The following is an 11,859-nucleotide window of genomic DNA, read 5'->3' as shown; positions in this document are numbered from 1 at the left end:
CACGCACCCGGAGTGGGGCCGTGAAACATCCCTCCCAGCAGGTCCTCCGGCCATGTTTCACCGCCCCCTCCCGCATGTCACATCCGCCGTGTCTCACGCTCGCGGAGGCGGAAACCTTCATGGCCACGGTTGGGCGTGGGACGGGTTGTGGTAGCTTGCCTGGCCGTGAGCTACGAGCTTTCACATCTTGAGGCGCTGGAAGCCGAGTCCATCTTCATCATCAGGGAAGTCGCGGCGGAGCTGGACCGGCCGGTGCTGCTCTTCTCCGGTGGCAAGGACTCCGCGGTGATGTTGCACCTGGCGGTGAAGGCCTTCTGGCCCGCGCCGCTGCCGTTTCCGCTGATGCACGTGGACACGGGGCACAACTTCCCAGAGGTCATCCAGTATCGCGATGAACGGGTGGCGGAGCTGGGCGCGCGGCTCATCGTCGCGTCCGTGCAGGAGGCCATCGACGCGGGGAAGGTCACGGAGGAGAAGGGCCCCCGCGCGTCCCGCAACCGGTTGCAGACGCAGCCCCTGCTGGAGGCCATCGAGAAGAACGGCTTCAACGCCGTCTTCGGCGGCGCCCGGCGCGACGAGGAGAAGGCCCGCGCGAAGGAGCGCGTGTATTCCTTCCGCGACGAGTTCGGCCAGTGGGATCCGAAGAACCAGCGGCCGGAGCTGTGGGCGCTCTACAACGGGCGTCACCGCCGCGGTGAGCACCTGCGCGTGTTCCCCCTGTCCAACTGGACCGAGCTGGACATCTGGCAGTACATCGGCCGGGAGAACGTGGCGCTGCCGTCCATCTACTACACGCACCGGCGCGAGGTGTTCCGCCGGGACGGCATGCTGATGGCCTGGTCGCCCTTCATGTCCATGATGCCCGGCGAGACGGTGACGACGGAGACGGTGCGCTTCCGCACCGTGGGCGACATGACGTGCACCGCGTGCGTGCCGTCCACGGCGTCCACCGTGGAGCAGGTCATCGCGGAGGTGACGGCCTCCCGCGTGACGGAGCGTGGCGCCAGCCGCGCGGACGACAAGTTCTCTGAGACGGCGATGGAAGACCGCAAGCGCGAGGGATACTTCTAGTGGAACTGCTGAGATTCGCGACCGCGGGCTCCGTGGATGACGGCAAGAGCACCCTCATCGGGCGGCTGTTGTACGACACGAAGTCCATCCTCGAGGACCAGCTCGCCGCGGTGGAGCGCACGAGCCAGGCCCGGGGTGACGAGTACGTCAACCTGGCGCTGCTGCTGGACGGCCTGAAGGCCGAACGCGAGCAGGGCATCACCATCGACGTGGCGTACCGCTACTTCTCCACGGCGAAGCGCAAGTTCATCATCGCGGACACGCCCGGACACCTGCAGTACACGCGCAACATGGTGACGGGCGCGTCCACGGCGGACCTGGCGCTCATCCTGGTGGACGCGCGCAAGGGCGTGCTGGAGCAGACGCGCCGCCATGCGTTCATCGCGTCGCTCTTGCGCGTGCCGCACCTGGTGCTGTGCGTGAACAAGATGGACCTGGTGGACTACGACCAGGGCGTCTTCGACCGCATCCGGGAGGAGTTCCGCCAGTTCTCCATGAAGCTGGACGTGTCCGACCTGTCGTTCATCCCCATCTCCGCGCTGGGCGGGGACAACGTGGTGACGCGCTCGGAGAAGATGGCCTGGTACCAGGGCCCCACGCTCCTGCACCACCTGGAGAACGTGCACATCGCGTCCGACCGGGACCTCATCCACCTGCGCTTCCCCGTGCAGGGCGTCATCCGGCCGGCGTCCGCGAAGAAGTTCCACGACTACCGCGCGTACTCCGGGCAGCTTTTGGGCGGCGTGATGCGCCCGGGCGACGAGGTGATGGTGATGCCGTCCGGGTTCACCACGCGCATCAAGTCGCTGGAGCTGGCGGGCAAGCCGCTGAAGGAAGCGTTCCCGCCCATGTCGGTGAACGTGTCGCTGGAGGAGGAGCTGGACATCAGCCGAGGCGACATGCTGTGCCGCCCGGGCAACCCGCCCACCGCGAGCCAGGACATCGACGCGATGGTCTGCTGGCTGTCGGACTCGACGCAGCTCAACAGCGGCTCGCGTCTGGCCATCAAGCACACCACCCGCATGGCGCGCGCCATGGTGAAGCAGTTACACTACCGGCTGGACGTCAACACCCTGCACCGAGACGAGCAGAGCTCCGGCTTGAAGCTCAACGAGGTGGGCCGGGTGACGCTGCGCACGACGGTGCCGCTCTTCTTCGACGAGTACCGGCGCAACCGCAGCACCGGCAGCTTCATCCTCATCGACGAAGGCACCAACGCCACCGTGGGCGCGGGGATGATCAACGGCCCCGCCGTGGACAGGTAAGGGAATGGCGATGCAACAGCGTCCGGGCTTCATCCTCTGGTTCACTGGCATGTCCGGCGCGGGCAAGAGCACGCTGTCCACCGCGGTGGCGCGGCAGTTGTCGCCCGTGCAGCGCGTGGAGCTCCTGGACGGGGACGAGGTGCGCACGTACCTCTCCCGCGGCCTGGGTTTCAGCCGCGCGGACCGCGAGGAGAACGTCCGGCGCATCGGCTACGTGGCGCGCGTGCTGGCGAAGCACGAGGTGGGCGTCATCACCGCCGCCATCTCTCCGTACAAGAGCTCCCGGGACGAGGTGCGCGCCCTGGCCACCCAGGCCGGCATCCCGTTCCTGGAGTGCTACGTCCAGGCCAGCCTGGACGCGCTCATCGCCCGCGACGTGAAGGGGCTCTACAAGAAGGCCCTGGCCGGGGAGATTCCCCACTTCACCGGCGTGTCGGACCCGTACGAGCCGCCCGAGTCCCCGGAAATCACCGTCCGCTCCGACGCGGAGACGGTGGAGGCGGGGGTGGAGCGCATCCTCGACACGCTGCGCGACCGGGGGCTGCTGGCGCCGGCCGCGAGCGCCGCCTGAGACGGCCGGGCCGGTTCCGGCCGTCGCTTTTCGGCTAGGCTCCAACCCCGGAGGGGGTGTGAAGGCCGTGCCGATGCTCGTCTACAATCCAGGGCAGCCGGATGAGCTGTCCTACCCACTGGGGGACGCGCCCATCACCATTGGCCGCGCGGACGACCAGGGCATCTGCATCCCCCACCGCAGCCTGTCGCGCCAGCACGCCCGCATCGAGCCCTCCGATGGGCGCTTCTTCGTCACCGACCTGCAGAGCAAGAACGGCACGTTCGTCAACGGCGTGCAGATCCGCCGCAAGGAGCTGCGCCCCGGCGACACGCTGACCCTGGGCGAGCTCGTCTTCCTGCTCACCCACGAGGCGCCACCGGCCGCGCCCGCGGGCCGCCCGGCTCCGCCTCCGACGAGCCCCGGCCCCAGCTCACGCGCGCGCTCACCCGCGTGCCGCTGAAGACGCTGGTGCAGGCGGTGTCCGGCTCGGAGAAGTCCGCGGTGGTGGCCCCCGGCACGGCCACGCGCGCCCGCGAGCGGATGCGCATCCTCCAGGAGGTGGCGAAGCTCCTGTCCGTCACGGACGACCTGGAGGCGCTGCCCGGCAGGGTGCTGGACCTGGCGTTTCAAATCCTCCACGTGGAGCGGGGCGCCATCCTGCTCGTGGATGAAGCCACCGGGAAGCTGGAGCCGCGCGTGACGAAGACGGCCGAGGGCACGGCCGTGCGCGGGCCCATCTACAGCCAGAACATCGTGGACTTCGTGCTGCGCCGGAGCGTGGCGGCGCTCTTCTCCGACGCGGTGAATGATCCGCGCCTGGGCGCCGCGGAGTCCGTCATCTTCAGCTCCATCCGCGCCTCCATGTGCGTGCCACTCAAGCCCCGCGACGAGGTGCTGGGCGTGCTCTACGTGGACAACGTCTCCACGCCCAAGAGCTTCTCCGAGGACGACCTGGAGTTCCTCGTCGCGTTCGCGGGGCAGGCGGCGCTCGCGCTGGAGAACGCGCGGCTCTACCGCCGCATCGAGCAGGAGACGGTGCAGCGCATGCAGCTCATCATGGACGCGAAGCTGGCCTCGCTCGCGGCGCTGGTGGGCGGCATGGCGCACGAGCTGCGCAACCCGCTCAACTTCATCAGCAACTTCGCCGGCCTCTCCGTGGGCCTCACGGAGGACCTGGCCGGCGTGCTGGAGCCGCAGCGTGAACGGCTGACGGCGGACTCCGTGCGCGACGTGGATGAGGCGCTCGCGTGCCTGCGCACCAACGTGCAGAAGATCAACGAGCACGGCCGCCGCGCGGACGCGCTCATCCAGGGCATGCTCCAGCACGCGCGCCGCTCACCCGGACCGCGCGAACCGGTGGACCTGAACGCGCTGGTCGCGGAGAGCGTCGCGCTGGGGCAGGGCGGCATGCGGGGCGAGCCCCTGACCGTCCGCCTGGAGGCCGAGTACGACCCGGCCGTGGGACGGCTGGAGCTCAGCCGCGCGGACGTGGGCCGCGTCATCATCAACGTCGTGGACAACGCGCTCTACGCCATGCGTCAGAAGCGCCAGACGCAGGGCGCCACGTACGTGCCGGTGCTCAAGGTTCGCACCCTCGTGCGTCAGGAGCAGGTGGAGGTCCGGTTGCGCGACAATGGACCGGGCATCCCCGCGGAGAGCGCGGGCAGAATCTTCGACCCCTTCTTCACGACGAAGCCGCCAGGGCAGGGGACGGGGCTGGGGCTGTCACTCAGCCATGACATCATCGTGCAGGGCCACCAGGGCACGTTCCGCATGGAGTCGGCGCCGGGTGAGTTCACGGAGTTCGTCATCACCCTGCCCAGGCGGGGGGGACGGTCATCAATGGAGCGAGGCTCGGGGACGCGATGAAGAACCTCATGGATCCTGCGCTGTTGGAGGCCTTCCAGGGCCGGTATGAGCTCCTGTCGGAGTTGGGCGAGGGCGGCTTCGGCCGCGTCTACAAGGCCCGCCAGGTGACCACCGGCCAGAACGTGGCGGTGAAGCTCCTGCGCCTGACGGACGGCGCGACGCCGGAGTCGGTGGAGCGCCGCAGCGCGCGCTTCGAGCGCGAGATGAAGCTGTGCGCGCAGATGCACCACCCGAACATCGTGCGGCTCATCGATTCGGGCCGCGCGCAGGGCGGCGCCGTCTACTCCATCTTCGAGTTCGTGCCGGGCAAGAACCTGGCGCAGGTGCTCGCGGAGGAGGGAGTGCTGGATCCGGTGGAGGCGCGCCACCTGATGCTCCAGCTGCTGGACGCGCTGGCGTGCGCGCACGCGCAGAACGTGGTGCACCGCGACCTGAAGCCCGCGAACATCATGGTCGTGCCCACCGGCGCGCGCCGCAACGCGCTGGTGCTGGACTTCGGCATCGGGTCGGTGACGGACGAGCTGACGCGCACGGAGGCGCAGCCGCGCATCACGTCCACCAATGAGTCGCTGGGCACGCCGTCGTACGCGGCGCCGGAGCAGCTCCGCGGGCAGGCGCCCACGCCGCGCTCGGACCTGTACGCGTGGGGCCTGGTGTTCCTGGAGTGCCTCACCGGCCGCCGCGTCTTCGAGGCCGCCACCGTCGCGGAGGTCATCTTCCAGCAGCTCTCCTCGGAGCCGGTGCCCATCCCGCCGGCCATCGCCGCGCACCCGCTGGGCAAGCTGCTCCAGCGCGTCACCGCGAAGGACCCGTCCCAGCGCACCGTGTCCGCAGAGGTGCTGCTGCGCCAGTTGGAGGCGGTGGACGTGTCCAACCTGCCGCGCCGGCCCGCGCCCGTGCGCATCCAGCCCGCGGCTCCCAACGCGGAGACGGCGACGGTGGAGCTGTCCAGCCGCACGCCCAACGCCGTGTCCACGCGCTCGCGCCGGTGGGCGGAGGGCGAGCGCCGGCAGCTGACGGTGGTGTGCTGCACGCTGTCCGCGACGCAGACGGCGCCGGGGCCGGTGGACATCGAGGAGCTGGATCACGTGCTGGGCGCCCAGCAGGAGGTCTGCATCGAGATCGCCCGGCGCTACAACGGCCACATCGCCAGCGCGCTGGGCGACATCGTCCTCTTCTACTTCGGCTATCCGGCGGCGCGGGAGGACGACGCGCGCCGCGCGGCGCAGGCGGCGCTGGACATGGTGGCGGAGGTGAAGCGGCGCGGCCGTGCGATTGAAGCCGAGCGCGGCACCCGCGTGGAGATCCGCGTGGGCCTGCACACGGGCCTGGTGGTGTCGCGCGAGCAGAGAGATCCGACGCTCTCCGGCCTGGGCTTCGTGGTGGGCACCACGCCGAAGCTGGCCTTCCGGCTGTCCACCTCCGCGCCCTCGGGCGCCATCCTCGTCACGGGTGACACGCAGCAACTGGTGCGCAAGCACTTCCCGTTGGACCCCGCGCCCGCGTCCCCGAACGAGCTGTTGCCGCCGGGCCTGGAGACGTTCGTGCTCCAGGGCGCGGACGCGACGTGGAGCGGCACCGACGACGCGCTCTCCCTGGTGGGCCGCTCGCGCGAGCTGGACCTGGTGCTGTCGCGCTGGGAGCAGGTGCGCTCGGGGCAGGGACAGGCGCTGCTGATTTCGGGCGAGCCGGGAATCGGCAAGTCGCGCCTCATGCGCGAGCTGGGCGACCGGCTGGGCGCGGAGCCCCACACGTGGCTGGAGGCCCGCTGCACGGAGGACAGCTCCGGCCAGGCGTATGCCCCCGTGGTGGACCTGCTCACTCGGATGCTGGACCCGAACCGCGACCTGCCGCCGGAGGGCCGGCTCACGGGCCTGGAGGCGCTGCTGTCCGGCTACAGCTTCGAGCTGCCAGAGACGCTGCCCCTGTTCGCGTCGCTCCTGTCCCTGCCGCTGCCGCCGGAGCGCTGGGCGCCGCTGGACGTGTCGCCCCTGAAGCACCGGGAGCTCACGCGCAACGCGCTGCTCGCGTTCCTCGCCGCGATGGCGGAGCGCCAGCCCGTGGTGCTGGCACTGGAGGACCTGCACTGGGCGGACCCGTCCACGCTGGAGCTGCTCAAGGCGCTGGTGGAGGAGGTGGCCTCGTCGCGCCTGCTCGCCGTGTTCAGCGCGCGGCCGGAGCTGGAGCCGCCCTGGGCCGCTTCGGCGGTGACGCAGGTGCAACTGGGCGCGCTGGCTCGCGCGGAGGTGGAGCGGCTGGCCACCGCCGCCGCGGGAGGCCCGCTCTCGCCGGAGGCGCTGGAGGAGATCGCCACGCGCACGGACGGCATCCCGCTGTTCGTGGAGGAGCTGGTGCGCACGCTGCGCGAGTCCGGCGCGCTGGTGGAGCGCGAGGGCCGCTTCGCGCTGGAGGCCGGCAAGGCGGGTCCCTCGGTGCCGGGCACGCTGCGGGACCTGCTCGTCGCCCGCCTGGACCGGCTGGGCCGCGCCAAGGAGACCGCGCAGATCGCCTCCGTGCTGGGCCGTGAGCTGACGCATGAGCTGCTCCGCCACGTGAGCCCGCTGACGCCCGAGGCGCTGGAGGCGGACCTGGAGCGGCTGGTGGGCTCGGGGCTCCTGCACCGCAAGCGCCGGCCGAAGGGGCCCGTGTACCTCTTCAAGCACGCGCTGGTGCGGGACGCGGCCTACGACTCCATGCTCAAGCGCTACCGCCAGCAGATGCACGCGAAGACGGCGGAGGCGCTGGAGACGCACTTCCAGGACCAGGTGGAGTCGCGGCCGGACCTGCTCGCGCACCACTGGGCCGCCGCGAACCTCAAGCGCAAGGCCATCCTCTACGCGCAGAAGGCCGCGTTCGCCGCGCTGGTGCGCTCCGCCTACCTGGAGGCCATCCTCTTCGCCCGGCTGGGCCTGTCGTGGCTGGACGCCATCGACGACCCGGTGGAGCGCGCGCAGTTGGAGCTGAGCCTCAACGGCGTGCTCGCTCCGGCGCTGATGTCCACGCAGGGCTGGCGCTCACAGGAGCTGCGCAACGTGGCCGAGCGCTCGCTGGAGCTGCTCTTCACGGTGGGGGAGAGCCCATACGCGGCCCCGACGCTGTGGGTCCTCTCCATCTTCTACCACCTGGGAGGTGATCAGCGCCGGGTGCGCGGATTGCTGGACCGCCTGGTGGCGCTGGCGCAGCGCAACGGGGACGCGGGCCAGGAGGCGGTGGCGCTCACCATCCTCTCCAATATCGAGCTGTTGGAGGGCCGCCTGGGCGAGGCGAAGGCGAAGGCGGACCGGTGCCTGGCGCTCTTCGACCCGGTCGCGCACCGGATGCACCGCATCCTCTACGGACAGGACACGCGCGTGGGCGGCGAGTCCGTGCTGTGCCGGGGGAAGTGGCTGCTGGGCTTCCCGGACCAGGCGAAGGCGCACGGCGAGGCCGCGGTGGCGTGGGGCCGCGAGCTCAACCACGGCACCAGCATCGGCCTGTCGTTCATCTACCTGCTGCTGATTGCCCAGGAGCACAACGACCGGACGGAGGCGCTCCAGCTCATCGCGCAGCACACGGAGCTGTCCCACCGCTACGGCCTGCTGGAGCAGTCCGCCTACGTGGGCATCCTGCGCGCCTGGGCCGTGAAGGACGTGGAGGCGATGCGCCGCGGCGTCGCGCTGCGCGAGGCGTTCGGCACGGAGATGGACCAGCCGGCGTACTACGCCATGCTCGCGGAGCTGGAGCTGGAGCTGGGCCACGTGGAGGCGGCGCTCGCCACCGTGGAGCGCGGCTGGCAGCGCGCGCAGGCCCTGGGCGAGGCGTACCACGAGTCCAGGATGCTTCACGTCAAGGGGCGGGTGCTGCTGCAGCGGGATGGAAACACTGCACCCTCCGCGGAGACGTGCTTCCGGCAGGCGGCGGAGGTGGCACACGCACAGGGCGCGCGGATGCGGGAGCTGCAGGCCGTCACCGCCCTGGCGCGGGTGCTCCAGGCATCCGGGCGACAGGAAGAAGCCCGGCAACGCCTGCAAACGGTCTACAGTACTTTCTCCGAAGGATGGGGGACACCGCCCGTCTCGGAGGCCCGCGTGCTGTTGGATGCGCTGGGAGGAGAACGCTGACATGAGCAAGAAGAAGCCGGAGTCGAAGGCCGCGCCCGCACGGTCCGTCCCGTGGCGCGCAAGCCCACGCGGGGCCCGGAGGCCAAGGCCTCGGTGAATGACTGGCAGGCCGTGTGGATGCGCGCCGTCGCGCTGGCGTGGAAGGAGCCCGAGTTCGAGGCGGCCCTCCAGAAGGACCCGCGCCAGGCCCTCAAGAAGCGCTTCGACTTCGACCTGCCCGCCAGCATCCACCTGAAGGTCGTCCCCTCCACCACGAAGGACGCGGCGGCGGACGGCTCCTGGAAGGTGAACAACGCGGAGGTGGAGCTGCACCTGCCGAAGAAGCCGGCCGACGTGGCGGACCACGCCGTGGCGCTCTCCAGCCTCACCGACACCTACGGCCGCTCGCACTGCTGCGGCAGCCCCTGCTGCTGAAACAGCGCGCGGGGGGCGCCTAGCGGTCTTGGAACTCGCCCCCCGACACCGCGAAGGCGCCCACGCTGGCCTCGCCGAAGCCGTCCACGCCCGCCACGCGCTGGAAGAAGTCCGGATCGCTCCGGCCCAGCGCGTAGGGCCTGAGGCCCATCGCGGTGGACACCAGGTAGAGCGTCTGCACCAGCGCTCCCGTGTCCTGTAGCACCAGCGAGTACGCCAGCGTCTCGTACTTCCACGCGAGCCGGGGCACGCGCGCGGCCACCACCATCAGCACCTCCGGCCGCTCGAAGGGCTCCACCGGCGCGCGGGCTTCGTCCAGGAGCGCGTGGAACTCCGGCGTGGGGCCGCTCAGCTTCTCCAGCCGGTGGCCCAGCGGGTCGTAGTGGTAGGCGCCCGGGGCCAAGCCCTGGCACTCGCCCACCATGGGGTAGAGCTCCAGCGCGTACACCGCGCCCGCGCCGGGGTAGGGTCGGTCGGTGATTTCACCGTCCTGCGTGGTGCGCACGTCGCGCACGCGCGCGGAGCGGTAGAGCAGCTCTCCCAACTGCTTCACGGTGAGCGGCGCGGCGCCCCGGCCGCGCAGGCTGCGGCGGGCCTCCAGCACCTCCGTGAAGGAGCGGTCTCCCCCCGTGCGCAGCGCCTCCAGGTCCGGCCGGTGCAGCTCCACGACCTCTTCGGTCACCGTGGGCTTGAGGGCGGGCGGGTTGGGCAGCTCTCCCCGGAAGCGGTAGGTGGCCCCCGCGCGCGTCTGGTGGCCCCAGCCGCGTGAGCGCAGGTGGAAGAGCAGGTCGTGCGGCTCCCACTGCTTGAGCGCCGTCTGCGTCTCCTCCGATGCCGGCACGTCCAGGCCGTTGGGGACCAGGATGCCCGTCTCCGCCAGCAGGCGCACCAGCTCGCGCAGCGTGAAGGACTCGATGCCGGTGTTGAACTGGTTGAGCCGCGCCAGCAGCGTGGGGCGGGCCATGTCGAAGAGCAGCGACACCACGCGCCGGTCGTGCAGCGCCGCGGTGGCGTGCACCGTGGGGCAGTCCAGCACCGCGCGGCCCTCCGCCATGCGCGTGTGCGCGAAGCGCGACAGTTGAAGCGGTTGGGACGCGTCGAACGTCGCGCGGTGGCGCAGGAACGACGCGGACGCGGGCGTGAGCGTCAGGAGCAGGTTGCCGCGCTCCTCCACCGTCCACGACAGCAGGCCGCCGTCTCCCGCCAGGTCCAGCCAGTACCACGCGAGCGTCGTGTCCGAGCCCGCGGCGGCCGGCACCTCCGTCTCGTGGATGCCTCCGTCCGCGAGCGACTCGAAGACGGCGCGCACACCGGGGGCCAGCGGGCCCAACCGCAGTGAGCGGCCAGGGCCCTCCACGCGCGCGTCCTCCGCGTCGGGGCAACGCAGCGCCACACCTTCGGCGAGCGACAATCTCATTCGTGCGGCCTCACGGTTCCACACCGTAGAACCGAGTCGGGTTTTCCCAGAGAACCTTTCGTAGACGACTTTCGGTCATCACGTCACGCAAGGACAGCATCGCCCCCAGCACATCCTCGCCGTGGTCGAGATGGGGGAAGTCGGTTCCGAAGACCAGTCGGTCCTCCGGGAGGTGGCGCACCACGTCAGGCACGTACGGCTCGTCCGGTTCCATGGAAACGAAGCAGTGCTGGCGCAGGTACGAGGAAGGGAGCTGTCGGATGGTGGCGGAGACCTCTGCACCCACAGCGCGATATTCCTCATCCAGGCGCCACGCCCAGTATGGGAGCCACCCGCAGCCGGCCTCCATGGCGCCAATGCGCAGGGCCGGGTGCCGCTCCAGCACGCCCCCCTGGAGGAGCGCGAGCAGCCCCATCATCAGCTCCATGGGGTGGGCGCAGACGTGGTTGGCGAAGCGGGTGTCGAAGCGGTCCGCGCCCGCGGAGGGCACGTAGACGTGGCCGCTGCCGTGGAGCACCACCGCGAGTGAGAGCTTCTCGCACTCGGACCAGAAGGGCTCGTAGGCGGCGTCCGACAGCAGCCGGCCGCCGATGGGGTTGGGGCGCACCATCACGGCGCGCCAGCCGAAGCCCGCGACGCGGCGGACCTCCGCGACCATGGCCTCCGGCTGGTGCCGGCTGATGAGCCCCACGCCGCGCAGGCGCTCCGGCTGGTGTGCGCAGAAGCCGTGCAGCCAGGTGTTGTAGACGGACGCGAAGGCCGTCGCGACGCGGGGCTCCAGGGGGGAGAAGCCCTCCAGCAGCAGCGCATAGGTGGGGAACAGGGCCGCCATGTCCACGCCGTCGCGATCCATCTGGGCCAGGTACACGTCCGGCCGTTGCAACATTTCATTTCGCCCGAGCTGGGCGTAGGAGCGCGCGGAGAACTCCAGCCAGGCCTTCTCCGGCATGTGGTTCCACAGCGGCTTGCCGTCCACCTCCGGCAGGGGGAGCACGGGCAGCAGGCCCTGGGGGCCCAGCCGCGCCAGGCGCTCCTCCAGCGTTTCGTCCGGAAGGCGTCCCGGGCGGGGCGCGTGCCGGCGCAGGCCGGGCTCCAGCTGCTCCGCCCACAGGCTCAGCGGCTCCAGGACGTGCCGGTCCGCATCGAAGATGTGAAGGCCGTCACGCATGC

At 70.8% G+C, this 11,859-nt stretch carries 9 protein-coding genes; 7 read left to right on the top strand and 2 right to left on the bottom strand.

From position 1 onward, the window contains the following. Positions 1–165: 165 nt before the first annotated feature. The 7 genes from cysD to ACX114_RS23225 are packed head-to-tail and all read left to right on the top strand — an operon-like array spanning position 166 to position 9,272. Positions 166–1,071 carry a sulfate adenylyltransferase subunit CysD gene (gene cysD, locus ACX114_RS23255; RefSeq protein ID WP_014397433.1) on the top strand — a complete coding sequence of 302 codons (906 nt, stop codon included), beginning with the start codon at positions 166–168 and terminating at the stop codon, positions 1,069–1,071. Next, positions 1,071–2,336: a sulfate adenylyltransferase subunit 1 gene (locus ACX114_RS23250; protein ID WP_459287906.1), complete on the top strand. Its 1,266-nt coding sequence runs from the start codon at positions 1,071–1,073 to the stop codon at positions 2,334–2,336. Before cysD ends, ACX114_RS23250 begins: the two co-directional genes overlap by 1 nt. 10 nt (positions 2,337–2,346) lie before the next feature. After that, positions 2,347–2,907 carry an adenylyl-sulfate kinase gene (cysC, locus tag ACX114_RS23245; RefSeq protein WP_014397431.1) on the top strand — a complete coding sequence of 187 codons (561 nt, stop codon included), beginning with the start codon at positions 2,347–2,349 and terminating at the stop codon, positions 2,905–2,907. 58 nt (positions 2,908–2,965) lie between these two features. Next, the gene (locus tag ACX114_RS23240) at positions 2,966–3,349 is read left to right on the top strand and encodes an FHA domain-containing protein (RefSeq protein ID WP_459287904.1); all 384 of its coding nucleotides are present in this window, start codon (positions 2,966–2,968) and stop codon (positions 3,347–3,349) included. Then, complete coding sequence (locus ACX114_RS23235) at positions 3,340–4,758, top strand: ATP-binding protein (protein ID WP_459287902.1); 1,419 nt, start codon at positions 3,340–3,342, stop codon at positions 4,756–4,758. The genes ACX114_RS23240 and ACX114_RS23235 overlap by 10 nt, the downstream gene beginning before the upstream one ends. An 8-nt stretch (positions 4,759–4,766) precedes the next feature. Continuing rightward, positions 4,767–8,858 (top strand): TOMM system kinase/cyclase fusion protein, encoded by a 4,092-nt coding sequence (locus ACX114_RS23230; RefSeq protein ID WP_459287900.1) that lies wholly within the window; start codon positions 4,767–4,769, stop codon positions 8,856–8,858. Between the two features lie 51 nt (positions 8,859–8,909). Then, positions 8,910–9,272: a BMA_0021/BMA_0022 family TOMM bacteriocin gene (locus ACX114_RS23225; protein WP_459287898.1), complete on the top strand. Its 363-nt coding sequence runs from the start codon at positions 8,910–8,912 to the stop codon at positions 9,270–9,272. 19 nt (positions 9,273–9,291) lie between these two features. Here ACX114_RS23225 and ACX114_RS23220 read toward each other — a convergent pair whose 3' ends face one another. Together ACX114_RS23220 and ACX114_RS23215 are read right to left on the bottom strand one after the other, a co-directional pair. After that, entirely contained in the window at positions 9,292–10,689 is a 1,398-nt protein-coding gene (locus ACX114_RS23220; RefSeq protein WP_459287896.1) for a SagB family peptide dehydrogenase, read from the bottom strand. Positions 10,690–10,699: 10 nt separating this feature from the next. Continuing rightward, positions 10,700–11,857 (bottom strand): amidohydrolase family protein, encoded by a 1,158-nt coding sequence (locus ACX114_RS23215; protein ID WP_459287894.1) that lies wholly within the window; start codon positions 11,855–11,857, stop codon positions 10,700–10,702. Positions 11,858–11,859 lie beyond the last annotated feature (2 nt).

Source organism: Corallococcus sp. M7, assembly GCF_054512695.1.
The sequence above is the reverse complement of the archived record's forward strand: the minus strand, read 5'-3'. Positions and strand labels throughout refer to the sequence as shown.

Coding starts and splice junctions, on each gene's coding strand:
- cysC (WP_014397431.1), top strand. CDS start 2,347: ATGCAACAGCGTCCGGGCTTCATCCTCTGGTTCACTGGCATGTCCGGC.
- ACX114_RS23230 (WP_459287900.1), top strand. CDS start 4,767: ATGGATCCTGCGCTGTTGGAGGCCTTCCAGGGCCGGTATGAGCTCCTG.
- ACX114_RS23220 (WP_459287896.1), bottom strand. CDS start 10,689: ATGAGATTGTCGCTCGCCGAAGGTGTGGCGCTGCGTTGCCCCGACGCG.
- ACX114_RS23215 (WP_459287894.1), bottom strand. CDS start 11,857: ATGCGTGACGGCCTTCACATCTTCGATGCGGACCGGCACGTCCTGGAG.